This window comes from Brasilonema sennae CENA114 (assembly GCF_006968745.1).
Classification (GTDB): domain Bacteria; phylum Cyanobacteriota; class Cyanobacteriia; order Cyanobacteriales; family Nostocaceae; genus Brasilonema; species Brasilonema sennae.
Genome location: NZ_CP030118.1, coordinates 1,980,448 through 1,996,061, shown reverse-complemented (window position 1 = coordinate 1,996,061; position 15,614 = coordinate 1,980,448). Strand labels below are relative to the sequence as shown.

The window sequence follows — 15,614 nt, the reverse complement described above, 5'->3', positions numbered from 1 at the left end:
AATTTTCATATTTATTTTTTCAATTTTTATAACATTTTATATATATCTATACATATTTTGTAACAAATTCACATTTCAAGCGTGTTTTCAGTGACTTTAAATTCATCAATTTTTTTATGGCAATACACTTAGTATTAAAAAAAAGTTTTGTGCAGCGGTACTGAGAATGACACTTTATATTAGCAATTTACGTCCCAATATCTAAATCTTAAGTAGTAAAGTTTTAGTTACGAACGTTTCGTCCTAGTTATTTTAAACAAAAGACCTATTTCTGCCTCAGGAGCTTAACCATGCGACGTTTACTCTCTACTTTAGCCGTGACAAGTTGTCTGCTAGCTGGAATACCAGCCATAAGCTGGGCACAAAGTTTGCCAGGGTTGACGATATTTAGTGGTGTCAAAGGCGAAAATCAGCTGCCGTTCCGATTAGATTTTGGCGGTCAAACTAATGGCTGGGACAGATACAGACTGAAAGTTTCTAGCAAAAAGATGAAAACAGCAGTTGCTCGATTTGTGATTTCTTATCCTAATTACTACCAAGGAACCTTTGACCGCAAGGAAATTGAGGTCAAGGCTAAAGGCAAAAAGATTGCACTATCGGAGGTGAAGTGGGATAAAGAAAATCACGTTCTTGAAATTTTTCCCCAAGAACCAGTACCAGCAGGTACCGATGTTGAGTTGATTCTCTCTAACGTGAAAAACCCGTCTTCTGGGGGAATGTTCTATTTTAACTGCTCAATTCAGTCTCCTGGCGATGTGCCATTATCACGCTACATCGGCACGTGGATCATAAGTATTAGTTAAGTTATGACTCATGAATCATCAGTCATTAGTGAGTCAAAGCAAGGCAAATACATTACCACTACCTGGGTTGCACAGCAACGGTTAGAGTTTTGCCGTTATCATTGACAATACACAAATGACTGATGATGGCTTTCTAGCTTTTGCATAACTGCTGGAGAAAAACAACAAACATTATGATATAATTGCCAATCGTGACTTTTTATTATGATAATTGTCTAAGAGGATAAAAAAATGAAGAGAACATTGGAAGGCACTTGCCGCAAGAGAAAAAGAACCTCAGGTTTTCGCGCTAGAATGCGAACTCCAGATGGTAGAAACGTTATCCGGGCAAGAAGGAAAAAGGGACGCCACCGTTTGACCGTTTAGGGCATAGAAAAGCTAATCATAGCAGTTGTGGCATTGCCCAAAGCAAATCGGCTAAAATCCCGAAAAGATTTTCAGGCAGTTTTCCGCGAAGGAATCCGTCGTCATGGTTCACACATAACATTGAGAGCATTACGACCATCTCCTTCCTCTAAGCCTTCTTGTGATACGGCTCTTGAAACTGTAAAAAAGCATCTGACTCCAGCCCAAATAGGAATTTCGATTAGCACAAAGGTTAGCAAACGAGCAGTTGTTCGTAACCGCCTCAAACGTCAAATTGCAGCAGCGTTGTATCACTTGTTGCCCAAAATGTCACCAGGATGGCGGATTGTCATTGTTGTGAAACCAGCAGCAGATATAGAGTGCGTGACCCAACAATTTCTGCAAGAATTAGAGCAGTTATTGGAACAAGCTGAGGTGTTCAATGGGTATTCGTGAAGAAGTTTATTATGAGGGTGGTCCACATATTGGGGATTTGATCATAAGTATATTGATTGGATTCACTATTATTGGTCTTCCATTGACAGTTGGGGCGATTGTCAGGGCATTGTGGCTGCGCTTCCGTATCACTGATCGCAGGATCTCTGTCATGGGTGGTTGGATGGGACGTTCTCGCAGCGACATCATTTACTCAGAAATTGTCAAAATGGCGAAAGTCCCCCGTGGTCTTGGCATGTGGGGGGATATGGTTATAACCCTAAGAGACGGTAGCCGTCTGGAAGTACGGGCGCTTCCTAAGTTTCGAGAAATTTATGACTACATTGAAGAAAAAGTCATCGCCAAAAATCCCAATTATGCGGGCGCTAAGCAGTGATAAGTGAGGATGAGGGGAAAGAGGGAGCGAAGGAGGAAGGAATATTTCCCCATACTCCCTCACTCCCACTTTCCCCCACTCCCTCACTCCCTCACTCCCTTACTCTGGTTTCCCCAATTCATATAATGTGCGGCTATCCGTAGTAGCACGCTAGTCGCAATCTAAATCATGATTTAGATAAATTAGATGATGTCAATTTACAGTATCTCAGGTTGAATTTAGAATAATGGATTTTGGTATCGGGTTTCTCTCGAACAACGTGATGCTGCCAATCATAGACTTGTTCTATAGCATTGTGCCTAGCTATGGACTGGCGATTGTAGCATTAACATTAATAATCCGCTTCGCGCTCTATCCCCTGAGTGCTGGTTCAATTCGCAATATGCGACGGATGAAGATCGTCCAACCCCTGATGAACAAGCGGATGCAAGAAGTTAAGGAGCGATATAAGGACGATCCGCAAAAGCAGCAGGAAGAAATGATGAACGTCCAAAAAGAATTTGGCAACCCGCTTGCAGGTTGTTTGCCACTGCTGCTACAAATGCCAGTTTTACTGGCACTGTTTGCCACTTTGCGGGGTTCACCTTTTTCTGGTGTCAACTATAGCGTTAATCTCCAAATCTTACCTGCTGAACAAGTAGAAAGAATTCAACCGCAAGCCTTTGCGACTCCCCCACAAAATATTTATATTTCGGAAGGGGAACACATTAAGGTAAATGCCATCCTTCCTGGAGGCAACAAATTAGCGGTGGGAGAACATACGAAGATAGAATATCAAACTCAGGAGGGTAAACCTTTTCAGGCAGTTTTAGCAGAACACCCCGATACTCAGTTAATCCCTGAATGGAAAATTACCAAAGGGGAGGAAAGGATAAGAATTGATGCACAGGGTAATGTAGAAGCCTTACAACCGGGGGATGTTACAATCCAAGGAACAATTCCGGGACTCGCCTCAAACCAAGGATTTCTCTTTATTGATGCCTTAGGTAGAGTTGGTGCAATAGATCCAGACGGCGTTATTCACTGGGATATTGTCGGTATGGTCATCATGTTTGGTATTACCCTTTACATTAGCCAAATCCTTTCTGGGCAAAATACTACGAATGCCAACCCGCAGCAGGACACTGTTAACAAAATCACTCCTGTGATCTTCTCTGGGATGTTTTTGTTCTTCCCCCTACCAGCTGGGGTACTGATGTATATGGTGATTGGTAATATTTTCCAGACATTGCAAACCTATATTCTCACGCGTGAACCCCTGAGCGAGGAACTACAAAAAATTGTAGACACTCAGGAGAAAGAAGAAGAAAGCGCAAAACAAAAAGCGCTACCGTTTGAACCAAAAAGTTCTAAGAAAAAGACTACAGGGTAATGATGACAGACAGTCGAATGAAACGAGGTCAGGAGTGGTTGAAAACCCTGCTGCAACTTAGTGGGCTATCTGTTGATATAAAAGGTGAGAAAGAAATAGCCGTCGCTGAGGATGAAGAATCCCCAGAACAGGATAGTTACTGGTTGACGATTGGTGAAACCAATTTATCACTCGAACAAATCGAAATTTTAACCGGTCCCGATGGTTCAGTGCTAGATGCGATTCAGTATCTAGCAAATTCTATTCTCAACTTAAGTCAACTACAAGGAGAGCAAGCCTCTTACACTGTTGAATTGAACGGCTACCGCGTTAGGAGAGACGCCCAAATTCGCGCAATAGCTGAAGCAGCAGCTCAGCAAGTGCGTTTTTCTGGTCAAGAGGCAGAAATCAAGTCACTCAGTTCAGCCGAACGCCGTCAAATTCACACTTTTTTAAAAGAGTTTGGTGACTTAGAAACCTTCAGCCGAGGAAAAGAACCGCATCGTCACCTTGTTGTACGCCTTGCAATGGAGTCACTCAGGAGTTAGGAGGAGCCAGCGCTGTGGGCGGTGAGACCAGTGCGAATGACGGGTTTCCCGACACAGGCATCTGGCGTTCGCCGTAAGGCGTGCGCCCTGCGCACACCCGAAGGGGTTTCCCGACTTGTAAGCGCAAAGCGCACGCCGGAGGCGAACGTGCAGCGTCTCCGCACGAGTTGGCATCTGGCGTTCAAGAGTGAAGAGTGAAGAGTGAAGAGTGAACACCAAAAGTGACAACTCATCACTCATAACTCATAGATATAGCAGGGAACGCTTAACGCTTAACGCTTAACGCTTAACAGGAAATGCTTAACAGACTTTCAAGTCTCTTGGGGAGCGTGTTTTTTCATTAGTTCGTGTCCTAATCTACCTGGCGACTGCTATATCACGATTTTGAAATGGCTAAGAAAATTTCTTATATCATAAAGTAAGGTCGCTAAAGTCGTGACTCGAACGACTGAGGCATTATATTTGATTGCTTAGAAACAGTCACACAAACTTAAAGGAATTGGCGATGACAGAAGCAACAAACGTACTCGGCACAAAGCTAGAAATGTGCTGTTCTTCTCCCGTGACTGGATATTATCGCGATGGGTTTTGTAACACAGGTGGTATGGATTTTGGGTTGCACGTTGTTTGCGCCCAAATGACAACAGAATTTCTTGAATTCACCAAATCACGAGGAAACGACCTTAGTACCCCAGTTCCGGAATATCAATTTCCTGGTTTGAAAGAAGGCGATCGCTGGTGTTTATGTGCTGGTCGCTGGCAAGAGGCTGTTGAGGCTGGCGTTGCTCCCCCTGTTATCCTCTCAGCAACCCACGCTAGAGCCTTGGAAGCGGTTTCTGTGGATGATTTGAAAAAACATGGCCTAACTTCTTCTTAAAGAAATCTAAAAATTTGTTTCACTTTAGTAGCAACCCACTTAGCGCTTGATACACTGGCGAAAACTCAACTTCAGACTGATTTTCATAGCTTCAATTAAAGTCATAATAAGAGCAAAAATTACAGTGGGTGCAACAAAATTAAGCAATGGTTACAGTCGTTGTTGTCATCAACATACTGATCTCGCTGATTCTTCTCTACGTGGCTTGGCGAGTGCGGCGACTGAAGAGGCGACTGACAAGAATAGCTAATATCTTTATTGCTGCTGAACGTAGTTCCCATGCAGTATTATATACAGCACCACAAGCTTTTTACACTAGTCTTGGGAATATTAATAATCTACGGCACAAAGATCAACCAGCACGACTACAAATCCAGCGGCTGCGACAGATTTTCAGTCTAGTTGCACTTGGACAGCAAGTCTGGCAGAGTAATTTTCTGAGCTTCCGAGCAAAATTAGTGAAAAAGAGAAAGTAGGCAGTAAGGGCAACCTTTCTGGCGAATCAATTGTCTCTCTAAATTTAGAAAGATAAAATCTTTTGGATTTTGCAAGGCGTGAAAACCCACATAGAATGGGTGTAAGGAGAGAAACAAAAAAATGTCTAACAACCGTTCTGGATCATTTATTGGCGGTATGATGCTAGGCGCAACCATTGGTGCTTTAACTGGGTTGCTCATTGCTCCACGCACAGGACGCGAAACCCGTCAACTCTTGAAGAAATCTGCCAGTGCTTTGCCAGAATTGGCAGAAGATATTTCAACGAGTGTCCAAATACAGGCAGACCGCCTTTCTGCAAACGCACGCTCTAACTGGGATGATACTTTAGACCGACTGCGGGAGGCAATTTCAGCAGGCATTGATGCTAGTTTGCGGGAAAGCCAAGCAATGAAGCAGCAAAATGCTCAAGAAAAGTCCGATACCGTTCCTCAACATTTAGATAATTAGTAGAAGATATCAAAGTGATTGACCCCCTGTTTTGGCTGGGACTGTCCATACTCCTAGTCGCCGCCAGTCTGAGTGCTGTTTTGGTGGCGGCGATACCAGCATTGCAGGAATTAGCAAGAGCAGCTCGCAGTGCAGAAAAATTATTTGACACTCTTTATAGAGAGTTACCGCCCACTCTCGATGCTATTCGCATGACTAGCTTGGAAATCACTGACTTAACTGATGATGTCAGTGAAGGTGTTAAAAGTGCTGGTCAAGTTGTTAAACAAGTGGATCAAAGTTTAGATAGTGCTAAAAAGCAAGCACAAAACGTTCAAACAGGCACGCGCAGTTTTATGGTTGGTGTGCAAGCTGCTTGGAAAACCTTCACACGCTCCAAATCTTCAAGGCGAACAGTTGAGCGTCTATCGCCATCTCAAAAAGCAAAGCTGACATTACAAGAACGCCAAGCCCTACTAAGGCAGGAGAACCGCTTCACACCTGCAGAAGGATACCGCACTCACAATAATTACAACGATTACAAAGACTACAACGAAGCTGGTGATTGGGAAAACAGTTTTAATGAACAGGATTCCCACCGTCAGAAAGAATCTGAGAATTGGTCTGATAAAGAATAGAGTGTGTAAATCTCTATGAGAATAAGGGCGCAAGGCATTGCGCCCTTATTCTCAGATCCCAACCTTACAGACAAGCTTGCTCAGTGAGTTCTAGATCTGAGATATTAGATTAGATTAGAGTTAAAAAGTGTAAAGAAGTCTCACTTTTCCAGTACTCTTTTAAAACAACTTGTTCACTTTTCCTGTTGAGATTTGTATATAAAAGCTCATGCAGCAAAGTCTTTGGAAACGAATTCTGGCTTTTGTAACAGTATTTTTCCTGGCTGGGTCAATTTGGATGACGCATTCTCCCAGCGCATACGCTTATGACAATCCCGAACTATTACCTGATACCCCAACTCCAGTTGTAGACTTAGCTAAGTCTCTTACCAGCGTTCAAGAAGAAAATCTTGTTAAGCAACTAGAACAATTTCAAACCGACACTGGCTGGAAACTCCGAGTCTTAACTCAATATGACCGTACTCCAGGTCGAGCAGTTATTCGTTTTTGGGGTTTGGATGACAAAAGCGTTTTGCTAGTTGCTGATTCCCGTGGCGGTAACATTCTCAGCTTTAGTGTGGGTGACGCTGTTTATGATCTTCTACCGCGTACTTTCTGGATTGAATTACAAACCCGCTTTGGCAATTTGTACTTTGTGCGAGAAGAAGGGGAAGACCAAGCCATCCTACAAGCAATGGAAACAGTGAAAACTTGTTTGCTTCGGGGAGGTTGCGCTGTCGTTCCCGGATTACCACGCGAGCAGTGGATTTTCACTTTGATTTCTTCTGCTATTGGTGGAGTCATTTGTGGATTAGCAGCTCAACCTCGTCGCGAAGGACAAATTGTTGCTTGGCAATGGGCTTTAATCTTCTCGCCTTTATGGGGAATCTTATTTATCTCTTTCGGTATTGGACCAGTAGTCACACGAACAAACGAATGGCTACCCCTGGTTCGCAACATTTCCGGTTTTCTCATCGCTGCTTTAGTTGCTTACCTTTCCCCTATTTTTAGTCAGTCTTCTAGTGCTGAGTCTTAAACCAAAGAGCAAAAGTCAAGAAGAGTGAAAATCAAACCGCTTCTACCTCTCCACCCTACGGCGACGGCGACGCGGTCTTTCATCTTCTTCATCACGGCGCAGGCGGCTACTCACCTCAGTAAAGAAATCCCGTCGTATAGAAGGATAATCACTCACCCACAAGTCGCGACTAGGAATATAAATATCCGAAATTTCATCAATACTGCTTAAATCTGGGCGATTCGACATCACCAATAGTTCTGCCCTCTGACCGCGAGCAATAACTTTGTAGGCAGAACGCAGTGGTGCTTTATACTCAGCCGTAAATCCTGTATCATCACCTATTTCTAAGTGAATGCGTTTTTCTCGGTTTTCGACAATCACCAAATCGCCTTTGTTATCAACGGTTTCCTGTTTACCCATTAACTCTTCTGCAATCCAATAATCCAGCACTCGACCACGGAGAAAACCGCTGTACTTACAACGACGGCTTTTCACATTCCGCATACTCGCCCAAAACACTGGTCCCCACAGCCAGTAAAGGGCACCAATTAGCCCGAGCAAAAAGATGATTCCACCAAAATCAACCCGCAGAACGACTTTAATCACGAAAACAACAGCTACTGCCACGACAGAAATCAGCAGCCGTTGTAAAAAGTCTGGAAATTTCCCCCAGTAGTATTTGTACTGCGGACCAGTGGCAATCAGGGGAATGAGTTGTTCAAATTTCTGGCGAGTTAATGGGACGATCATGAGTGCTGTGTTGTAAGTGGTGAGTGCTAGGTATTTTAAATCAGTTATCAGTTACCAGTTACCAGTTACCAGTTATCAGCTACGTACGCAGTACCAGTTATCAGGTACGAAACGGACTCGTCCACCCCTTGTTCACTGTTTACTGTTCACTGTTTACTGTTCACTGTTCACTGTTAAAGAATTTTTTCTAATCCATATACTAACGACTTTAACTGGAGGACTTTGCGAATTGCTAGTAATACTCCTGGCATATAGCAAGCGCGATCGCTCGTATCATGTCTCAAAGTATAAATTTGACCCGCTGCACCAAAAATAACTTCTTGATGCGCAATCAGTCCTGGTAAACGCACACTATGAATTCTAACGCCTTCCTCGGCTTGACTACCTCGTGCTCCTGGTAATTTCTCCGTTTCTTCCACAAGAGACTGGTTATATGTTTTACCTATTTCTGCTAACATCTGAGCAGTTTGAATTGCTGTCCCGCTGGGGGCATCAGCTTTTTGGTTGTGATGCAGTTCAATAATTTCCACGTGGTCGAAATGTTGAGAAGCCGCAACTGCTGCTTGTTGGAGTAGTACCATACCAATAGAAAAGTTGGGAATAATTAAACACCCCGTACTTGCCTTATCAGCAAATTCTGCTAAATCTTGAATTTGTTCTGGACTTAAGCCAGTGGTACCCACAACCGGACGAAGACCATAGGCGATCGCACTACGAACATTGTCATACACTGAACTCGGATGCGTAAAATCTACCATCACCCCTAGCTGTTTTCCTTGAGATGCAAACGCCAGCATCGGTTCCAATTGATTGGTAATTGGAATTTCCAAAGGTTCACTTAAACCCGCCAGTTCCCCTGCATCCTGACCTTGATATTCAGCTGTTGTATCAATCGCACCTACAAGATTCATATCTGCTGCTTGCGTCACCGCTTTGATGACCTCGCGACCCATTTTGCCCGCAGCACCAATGACAACAACAGGGATTGGAGTTTGATTCGCCATAATTTGAGCAATACTTTTTACACCATCAAAGAATTGTAAATCCAGTAGGGATCTTCCTTCTCAAACATTCAAGATTCGCTCATTCAAACAGGTTGAATCTTTTTTTGAATTTTGAATTGCAAAGACGCCCATTTACTAGCAATAGGCATTCGCCAACCAGTTCCGAAGGCGCGAACCGTAATTTTCAATCCGGGGGGTGCTTGTCGTCGCTTAAACTCCGCACGCACCACCAAATTAGTCACTCGGTTTACTATTTCTGGGTAATGACCTGCAGCGATAATTTGTTCTGGAGATTGGTAATCGTGAATCAACCGTTGCAATATGTCGTCCAAAACCTCGTAAGACGGTAGCGAGTCTTGGTCAAGTTGACCGGGTTTGAGTTCGGCGCTGGGTGGTTTGGTTAAAACATTTTGTGGGATAACTTCATCATTGCGATTTAACCAATGGCAAATCGAATAAACGCGGGTTTTGGGCACATCAGCAATCACCGCCAAACCCCCATTCATATCGCCGTAAAGAGTGCAGTAACCAACTGCCATTTCTGACTTATTACCAGTCGATAGCAACAGATGGCCAAATTTATTAGAAATTGCCATCAATAAATTGCCCCTAATCCGGGATTGAATATTTTCCTCTGCCAGTCCAAACTCTGTTCGGGCAAATAACTCAGCTAACGTTTCGTCATAGCCTTGCATTAACTCCCCTATCTGTAGGATATGAGTTTTCATACCAAGATTTTCTGCTAATGCCAAAGCATCGCTGATAGAATGCTCAGAACTGTAGGGCGAAGGCATCAGGATACCGAGGACATTTTCTTTACGCAATGCTGCGGTAGCAACAGCCGCCACCAATGAAGAATCTATTCCACCACTTAAACCCAGCACAACTTTAGAAAAGCCACACTTACGAACATAATCTCGCAATCCTAAAACCAAAGCGTGCCAAATTTCCTCATCTTGAGATTCATATTCTGGTGCTATAGAACCTGAGTGCAAATCTCGTTGCACCTCATCAAATTCCACAACTCTCAAATCCTCTTCAAAACCACAGGCACGACAGACTATTTCACCCTGACGATTCAAAGCAAAACTTCTACCATCAAAAATTAAATCATCATTTCCCCCGACTTGATTGGCATAGAGAATCAGTTGCTGAAAACGCACTGCACTATACTTAAGCATTGCTTCGCGAGACTTCTGCTTGCCAGCACTATAAGGAGAAGCAGACAAATTCACAATCAAATCTACACCCAAAATTGTTAAGTCAGCAATTGGATTCGTGACATAACTTCGCTTACCCCAAAATTCCTCATCATTCCATAAATCTTCGCAAATTGTGACGCCAATACGAATATCATCTAAGGTAAAATAACTAGCTTCTGAACCTGGCTCAAAATAGCGATTTTCATCAAAAACATCATAAGTTGGTAAAAGGCACTTGTGAAAAATTTGCTTGACTTTTCCCCTTTCTAACAAAGCGATACTATTAAATAAACTTTTACCGCCCGTCTTGTGTGCTTTTACATTTTCTTCAACCGTGCCTACTAACACAGCGAGTTCTGGAGGCAAATCTTGTGCTAGTTGTTCTAAAGCAATTTCCATTGCTTGAACAAAACTAGGATTAAGCAATAAATCACGGGGTGGATAGCCACATAAAGAAAGTTCTGGCGTTAGTAATAAACGGGCACCTTCTGCAACTGCTTTTCGTGCCGCGTCCAGAATTTTCTGAGAATTACCTGGCAAATCACCAATGGTAGGATTAAGTTGAGCGATCGCTATTTTCATTTTCCTCTTTTTGTTTTCTTCTCTTCGTCCTCTTAACAGACATGTTGCGCTCTATAATGTTTGTCTGCCAGAGTTACAACAAGCTGCTATTGTATCCATACATTTTTGTAATTAAAGAAAAACCAAAGGTTTATCCTTAAAAGGAGCAAAAGCTTCCGCATCAAATTTATATAAACTAGCTGGACGACCAGCACCACGCGACACCTTTATTCCTGTATCGTATAGAAAACCTAACTTGAGTAAACGCGCTCGAAAATTAGAGTAATCAGAAAAGATTTCTCCTAAAACTGTAGTATATAACTGATATAAATCATTCAAAGTAAACACTTCTGGCAACACTTCAAATGCGACTGGACTATACTCCAACTTATTTCGCAAACGCCTGTGTCCGTATGCCAAAATCTTGTTATGGTCAAAAGCTAGTTGCGGCAATTGCTTCACCGGATACCAAGCTATTCCAGTGACTCCATCAGCAATCAATTCTGCTTCCTCAAATCGCACGAGGGCAAAGTAACTCACCGATAGATAACGTACACCATAACTATCGCTTGCTTCCCGGGGATCACGTGATGGTCCTCCAAAAGTATAAAGTTGCTCTAAATAAAGGTTTTTTACCCTTATTTTTTCAGACAGAATCCGATACGCAGCATCTTCTAAAGACTCACCTTGACGTACCAAAGTACCAGGAAGACTCCAAGAATTTAAAAATGGCTCCTGGTGTCTCATGACTAATAGAACCAGCAGTCGATTTTGTGCAGTATCTACAGAGAAAATAACATTATCAACACCGACCTTGAAATCTGCTAAAGGTGGTTGTTTTAGCGCGTGTACAATCTTTATTTTGTTGTGTCCTGGCATATAGCCGTTTTCAATTGAATGCAATTTTGAGTTTAGGATTTGGAGTAGCTTGGCAAAAGTACTTATAGTTTAACAAGTTAAATTTTCGGGTAGACATTTGTACAAATGCTCTTTGTGAATATAATCAACGACTAGAGGTGTCAGGGCTTCGCGATCGCCATTTTCACGATACGCTGTTGAGGACACATCTAGACCAATAAACTTGGCAACCGTGACTTTCCCTCCGAGTTTTTGCACAATATGTAAATTAGATTCATCTATTGCATATCTTGGGCGCGGTATGACCAAAAGTTGTACTTGTTGCAATAAATCTTCAATACGATACCAGCGCGGTAATTGAGCTAGTAAATCTGAACCAACCACTAATGTAAACTCCGCCTCTGACCAACGTTTTTTTGCTTTCTCTAATGTTTCCAGCGTTCTCAAGTGACTTAATTCCTGTTCCAAAGCAATATTATGCTTTGATGAGTCAATATCCAAAATCAAGAAATTTAACATTGCTACCCGATGTTCTAAAGGGGTTTGATGCGATTTCAATGGATTATTTGCCGCCCAAACTGCCACCCAATCAAAATGGTCTGACAGCCAACGAATAACCGCTTGGTGTCCAGCAGTTGGTGGATCAGCACTCGTACCAAACAGAGCAACTTTCATAGTCAGACAATTTTGGATTTTAGATTTTGGATTTTAGATTTTGGATTTTAGATTTTGGATTTTAGATTTTGGATTAATTCCACAGGATTAATCTGGGGGCTTGTACCATTAAGCAATCATTGGTCATTAGTAATCAAAATTATTCTCCCTCACTCCCTTACTCCCTGCTCCGCTCTCTAACTGTGCAGTCAGGTTCTTCGTCTTTTGAGTCAACTGTTGTAACTGTTCAGAAATCTCCACTTTCACCGATACGGGATTCTCCAAACGTCGCGTCTGGTCTGGCAAACTAGCAACGGAAGTGGCAGTCCTTTGTCGAATTTCTGCCAAAGTCTGTTGTGCTTGCACCCGTTTACCTTCCTTAACAAACAACTGCAACAAAGGCAGATGTGAAGATTGGGGAAATTCTTCGTTTCCATATCTTCCGTGTTCTTCACTCACCAAGCCCAAACAGTCTGCTTTCACCTGACTTCCCTCAAAAGAGCGAAAAATCTGCTTACGTCCTGGGTAAGTCGCCTTACCACTCGAATGTTTCATCACCGGAGTCCCATCAATTTCCACCAGTTTGTAGACTCCATTGACAGCAGAACCAGTCACCAGTCGTGTTCCCAGCCCATAACCATCAATCTGCGCACCAGCAGCCTTAAGCCGCGCGATTTCCCACTCGTCCAAGTCGCCACTTGCAAAAATTGACACATCTGGAAGAAGCCATCGCACTTGTTTTGACAACGACACCAAATCACCAGAATCCAACCTAACCCCGGCTAATTGGATTTCCCCGGAATTAACCTTTGCAGACAACCGCTCGGCAGCTGCAATAGTATCGTAAGTATCAATTAATAAAGGCGCACCTGGGAAATAACGATGAAAAACAGTAAATGCCTGGTCTTCGCTACCTTCCATTGCCGACAGTGCCATAACCAAAGCGTGAGCCATCGTACCACTAGGTTTTTCTCCCAGTTGTAGCGCCGCTAACACATTCGATGTTGCATCCAAACCACCAGCCAGTGCTGCACGCGCCGCCCACAAAGACGCTTGCGGGCTAAATGCCCGTCTGGTTCCAAATTCCAGCAGTGTTGCATTTTCAGACGCCACATCGCGTAATCTTGCTGCACGTGTCGCAATCAAACTCTGGTAATTTATGGTATTCAAAAGGTAAGTTTCTACCAGTTGTGCTTGCCAAAGAGGTGCTTCCACTCGCAACAGAGGCTCATTCGCAAACACTGCTGTTCCCTCAGGTACCGCCCAAACATTGCCAGTAAAACGTCCCTCAGCAAGCAGTGACCAAAAACTCTCGGGAACATTGGCAAAAATTCCAGTTGCTTGCAAAGCCGCTATCCCAGAGGGACTGAAGTGGTATTTTTCCAAATATTCCAACACTTGCGCCAGCCCCATAGCTATCAAATAGCCAAAATTCTCTGGCAAACGTCTGACAAACAACTCAAAGCTTGCCCATCGTTGTTCTACACCTTCCCCCGCATAACAAGCCGCCATTGTCAACTGGTAAAGGTCTGTCAGCAGGCTGTTATCAATAGTAGAAAGTGTCAGTTCTTGATTCTGTGTGTTCTGCTGTTGCTGATTGTTTGTAGATGCATGGTTCCAACTTGGGAAACTAGTCATGACATAGCGCCCTTAGAAGAATACTTCTTTGACTTATGGTAAATTTTACCATAAATAATGTCAACTATTGAAAGAGCGCTATCAGAAAGTGCTTGGAACTAGAGTTTTGACGACTACTATATTATTAGTTTAGTAAAATATTTAATGAATTTTAATAGTTATACTTATTATTAATAATAGTATCCCTAAAAGAGTGAAGTGAAATGTCAAACTATGCCGAACGGAGGATGAAAGATAAAAAATCATCTGACTGACACTTTTATTCCCTTATCCTTGATTGTTTATTGAACTGTTTTTTTAATCTAAAGTATTGCAACTATATATCACTGATTATTGCAGAAAATATAGATATATTGCCAATCGCAACCAAAGAGAATGTGAAGAACTAGAGTAGATATATTAGAAGACATATCGCAAGTGAAGCGATAACAAAAATGGGGGTTTGATATTATGGCTATCTCCGAAATACTTGCTAAAGTCACCCAATACATTTCTGAGGCTGCGATGCGTATTTTTGCACCGTCAGACGATGCATATCCCAATACTGGCGTACAACCATTTACAGGAGACCCTTATAACAAGAAGACAGCAGACATTTGGTAAAGAAATGTGTGACATACTCCTATCTGACACTCCTTCCAAGGCATGAGGCATACTGCAGAAGGTATCAAGGCAAGAAAAAAGTTTTGAAAAAACAAGCTCCCCGGCTTCTAACTTGAAGTCGGGGAGCTATTTTCACGAATCATTATTGCTACTGCCAAAACTACGGTGGGTGCTAAAAACCACTTTTATTCTATTGCTTGGGTAAGTGTAGGCATTTCGCCTCTTATCCGGCAATACGAGTGAATTTATGCCCTGACTTTTAGTTTCTCCAAAGTGACTATGCGTATGCCTGCAGAACGCTTTAGGCTTAGGCGCAGGCACTTTCACACAAATGAAATAGAATTGCTGTAAATTTTTATTGTTTATAAAAATTTTTCCAAAAATCAAGATAGCGCTCACCAAGAACTCCCTTCATCCTGGGCGGATGGTATTGCATTTATAGAGGCTTTGTTATCCTTCAGCAGAATCAGCCTTCATTTTTCGTTTCACTGCGTAAATCCTTTTTTCAACCAAAGTCTCACAGTAGACATTCCCTAGTTTTGCTAGGGAACAAGAAATAAGGAATGTGAAACAATGTTTTGGAAATTCGTAATTAGTGCTTTACTATTACCCAGTTGTCTTGGATTAGAGGTAGCCACAGCATCAGTCCAAAAAGGAATTAAAACACAGTTAAACTACGAGGAATTAGGAACACAAGTTGCTCAGGTTGAAGATAATTTGTCAACTCAAACAGATTGGGAGACTGACACTGAACAACTAAAACATCATAAACACCGTCATCATTACAAGACTCGTCGATCTTACCGTCATCGTAGACCTTGCTCACAAAGCAACAGATCTTACTACCGTCGTGGATACCATCCACAGTACATTGATTACCGTAGACGACATAATGATTACAACAGATATTATCAAGATAGACAATACCATCCTGAGTACATTTATGACCGTGACATATATCGTAACCCTTACAGATATAACCGTCACGGGCGCTACGATTACTGATTGATGATGTGTTGATATTTCTCA

Annotated in this window: 19 protein-coding genes; 13 read left to right on the top strand and 6 right to left on the bottom strand. The window is 42.5% G+C overall.

Translation table 11 applies throughout. The annotated features are described in order from the left end of the window. Nucleotides 1-290 precede the first annotated feature (290 nt). The 11 genes from DP114_RS08420 to DP114_RS08370 all read left to right on the top strand — a co-directional run bounded on the left by DP114_RS08420 (nucleotide 291) and on the right by DP114_RS08370 (nucleotide 7,333). Entirely contained in the window at nucleotides 291-803 is a 513-nt protein-coding gene (locus DP114_RS08420) for a DUF2808 domain-containing protein (protein WP_169266098.1), read from the top strand. Nucleotides 804-1,034: 231 nt separating this feature from the next. Then, complete coding sequence (rpmH, locus tag DP114_RS08415) at nucleotides 1,035-1,169, top strand: 50S ribosomal protein L34 (protein WP_169266099.1); 135 nt, start codon at nucleotides 1,035-1,037, stop codon at nucleotides 1,167-1,169. Nucleotides 1,170-1,196: 27 nt separating this feature from the next. Next, entirely contained in the window at nucleotides 1,197-1,604 is a 408-nt protein-coding gene (rnpA, locus tag DP114_RS08410; RefSeq protein ID WP_169266100.1) for a ribonuclease P protein component, read from the top strand. Next, nucleotides 1,591-1,980: a PH domain-containing protein gene (locus DP114_RS08405; RefSeq protein WP_169266101.1), complete on the top strand. Its 390-nt coding sequence runs from the start codon at nucleotides 1,591-1,593 to the stop codon at nucleotides 1,978-1,980. The genes rnpA and DP114_RS08405 overlap by 14 nt, the downstream gene beginning before the upstream one ends. Nucleotides 1,981-2,206: 226 nt before the next feature. Then, the gene (yidC, locus tag DP114_RS08400; RefSeq protein ID WP_169266102.1) at nucleotides 2,207-3,352 is read left to right on the top strand and encodes a membrane protein insertase YidC; all 1,146 of its coding nucleotides are present in this window, start codon (nucleotides 2,207-2,209) and stop codon (nucleotides 3,350-3,352) included. Then, nucleotides 3,352-3,879, top strand: coding sequence for a Jag family protein (locus tag DP114_RS08395; RefSeq protein WP_169266103.1), 528 nt, complete (start codon nucleotides 3,352-3,354; stop codon nucleotides 3,877-3,879). The genes yidC and DP114_RS08395 overlap by 1 nt, the downstream gene beginning before the upstream one ends. A gap of 505 nt (nucleotides 3,880-4,384) precedes the next feature. Continuing rightward, nucleotides 4,385-4,756 (top strand): DUF2237 family protein, encoded by a 372-nt coding sequence (locus tag DP114_RS08390; protein WP_169266105.1) that lies wholly within the window; start codon nucleotides 4,385-4,387, stop codon nucleotides 4,754-4,756. Nucleotides 4,757-4,902: 146 nt separating this feature from the next. Continuing rightward, on the top strand, nucleotides 4,903-5,232 hold the full coding sequence (locus DP114_RS08385; RefSeq protein WP_169266106.1) for a hypothetical protein: 330 nt from the start codon (nucleotides 4,903-4,905) through the stop codon (nucleotides 5,230-5,232). Between the two features lie 121 nt (nucleotides 5,233-5,353). Further along, a complete protein-coding gene (locus DP114_RS08380; protein ID WP_169266107.1) occupies nucleotides 5,354-5,701 on the top strand; it encodes a YtxH domain-containing protein in 348 nt (115 codons plus the stop codon). A gap of 14 nt (nucleotides 5,702-5,715) precedes the next feature. Then, the gene (locus tag DP114_RS08375) at nucleotides 5,716-6,318 is read left to right on the top strand and encodes a DUF948 domain-containing protein (protein WP_169266108.1); all 603 of its coding nucleotides are present in this window, start codon (nucleotides 5,716-5,718) and stop codon (nucleotides 6,316-6,318) included. Nucleotides 6,319-6,526: 208 nt separating this feature from the next. Next, nucleotides 6,527-7,333 (top strand): TPM domain-containing protein, encoded by an 807-nt coding sequence (locus tag DP114_RS08370; RefSeq protein ID WP_169266109.1) that lies wholly within the window; start codon nucleotides 6,527-6,529, stop codon nucleotides 7,331-7,333. A 42-nt stretch (nucleotides 7,334-7,375) separates the two neighbouring features. Here DP114_RS08370 and DP114_RS08365 read toward each other — a convergent pair whose 3' ends face one another. The 6 genes from DP114_RS08365 to DP114_RS08340 all read right to left on the bottom strand — a co-directional run bounded on the left by DP114_RS08365 (nucleotide 7,376) and on the right by DP114_RS08340 (nucleotide 13,982). Beyond that, entirely contained in the window at nucleotides 7,376-8,065 is a 690-nt protein-coding gene (locus DP114_RS08365; RefSeq protein WP_171975881.1) for a phosphate ABC transporter permease, read from the bottom strand. Between the two features lie 173 nt (nucleotides 8,066-8,238). Beyond that, the gene (gene dapB, locus DP114_RS08360) at nucleotides 8,239-9,069 is read right to left on the bottom strand and encodes a 4-hydroxy-tetrahydrodipicolinate reductase (protein WP_171975880.1); all 831 of its coding nucleotides are present in this window, start codon (nucleotides 9,067-9,069) and stop codon (nucleotides 8,239-8,241) included. Nucleotides 9,070-9,152: 83 nt separating this feature from the next. Next, nucleotides 9,153-10,853, bottom strand: coding sequence for an NAD+ synthase (locus DP114_RS08355; protein ID WP_171975879.1), 1,701 nt, complete (start codon nucleotides 10,851-10,853; stop codon nucleotides 9,153-9,155). Nucleotides 10,854-10,964: 111 nt separating this feature from the next. After that, a complete protein-coding gene (locus DP114_RS08350; RefSeq protein WP_169266113.1) occupies nucleotides 10,965-11,711 on the bottom strand; it encodes an NUDIX hydrolase in 747 nt (248 codons plus the stop codon). A 69-nt stretch (nucleotides 11,712-11,780) separates the two neighbouring features. Further along, entirely contained in the window at nucleotides 11,781-12,365 is a 585-nt protein-coding gene (locus tag DP114_RS08345; RefSeq protein ID WP_169266114.1) for a nicotinate-nucleotide adenylyltransferase, read from the bottom strand. A gap of 126 nt (nucleotides 12,366-12,491) precedes the next feature. Continuing rightward, nucleotides 12,492-13,982 carry a nicotinate phosphoribosyltransferase gene (locus DP114_RS08340; RefSeq protein WP_171975878.1) on the bottom strand — a complete coding sequence of 497 codons (1,491 nt, stop codon included), beginning with the start codon at nucleotides 13,980-13,982 and terminating at the stop codon, nucleotides 12,492-12,494. Nucleotides 13,983-14,432: 450 nt separating this feature from the next. Between DP114_RS08340 and DP114_RS08335 the strand changes: the two genes are divergently transcribed. Then, complete coding sequence (locus DP114_RS08335; RefSeq protein ID WP_169266116.1) at nucleotides 14,433-14,585, top strand: hypothetical protein; 153 nt, start codon at nucleotides 14,433-14,435, stop codon at nucleotides 14,583-14,585. A 573-nt stretch (nucleotides 14,586-15,158) separates the two neighbouring features. Further along, nucleotides 15,159-15,590 (top strand): hypothetical protein, encoded by a 432-nt coding sequence (locus tag DP114_RS08330; protein WP_169266117.1) that lies wholly within the window; start codon nucleotides 15,159-15,161, stop codon nucleotides 15,588-15,590. Nucleotides 15,591-15,614 lie beyond the last annotated feature (24 nt).

Excerpts from the sequence above, each read along its gene's own strand:
- DP114_RS08335 (WP_169266116.1), top strand. The coding sequence starts at position 14,433 with ATGGCTATCTCCGAAATACTTGCTAAAGTCACCCAATACATTTCTGAG.
- DP114_RS08340 (WP_171975878.1), bottom strand. The coding sequence starts at position 13,982 with ATGACTAGTTTCCCAAGTTGGAACCATGCATCTACAAACAATCAGCAA.
- DP114_RS08350 (WP_169266113.1), bottom strand. The coding sequence starts at position 11,711 with ATGCCAGGACACAACAAAATAAAGATTGTACACGCGCTAAAACAACCA.
- DP114_RS08390 (WP_169266105.1), top strand. The coding sequence starts at position 4,385 with ATGACAGAAGCAACAAACGTACTCGGCACAAAGCTAGAAATGTGCTGT.
- DP114_RS08370 (WP_169266109.1), top strand. The coding sequence starts at position 6,527 with ATGCAGCAAAGTCTTTGGAAACGAATTCTGGCTTTTGTAACAGTATTT.
- DP114_RS08385 (WP_169266106.1), top strand. The coding sequence starts at position 4,903 with ATGGTTACAGTCGTTGTTGTCATCAACATACTGATCTCGCTGATTCTT.
- DP114_RS08345 (WP_169266114.1), bottom strand. The coding sequence starts at position 12,365 with ATGAAAGTTGCTCTGTTTGGTACGAGTGCTGATCCACCAACTGCTGGA.
- dapB (WP_171975880.1), bottom strand. The coding sequence starts at position 9,069 with ATGGCGAATCAAACTCCAATCCCTGTTGTTGTCATTGGTGCTGCGGGC.
- DP114_RS08395 (WP_169266103.1), top strand. The coding sequence starts at position 3,352 with ATGATGACAGACAGTCGAATGAAACGAGGTCAGGAGTGGTTGAAAACC.
- DP114_RS08405 (WP_169266101.1), top strand. The coding sequence starts at position 1,591 with ATGGGTATTCGTGAAGAAGTTTATTATGAGGGTGGTCCACATATTGGG.
- DP114_RS08355 (WP_171975879.1), bottom strand. The coding sequence starts at position 10,853 with ATGAAAATAGCGATCGCTCAACTTAATCCTACCATTGGTGATTTGCCA.
- DP114_RS08420 (WP_169266098.1), top strand. The coding sequence starts at position 291 with ATGCGACGTTTACTCTCTACTTTAGCCGTGACAAGTTGTCTGCTAGCT.
- rpmH (WP_169266099.1), top strand. The coding sequence starts at position 1,035 with ATGAAGAGAACATTGGAAGGCACTTGCCGCAAGAGAAAAAGAACCTCA.
- yidC (WP_169266102.1), top strand. The coding sequence starts at position 2,207 with ATGGATTTTGGTATCGGGTTTCTCTCGAACAACGTGATGCTGCCAATC.
- DP114_RS08365 (WP_171975881.1), bottom strand. The coding sequence starts at position 8,065 with ATGATCGTCCCATTAACTCGCCAGAAATTTGAACAACTCATTCCCCTG.
- DP114_RS08330 (WP_169266117.1), top strand. The coding sequence starts at position 15,159 with ATGTTTTGGAAATTCGTAATTAGTGCTTTACTATTACCCAGTTGTCTT.
- DP114_RS08380 (WP_169266107.1), top strand. The coding sequence starts at position 5,354 with ATGTCTAACAACCGTTCTGGATCATTTATTGGCGGTATGATGCTAGGC.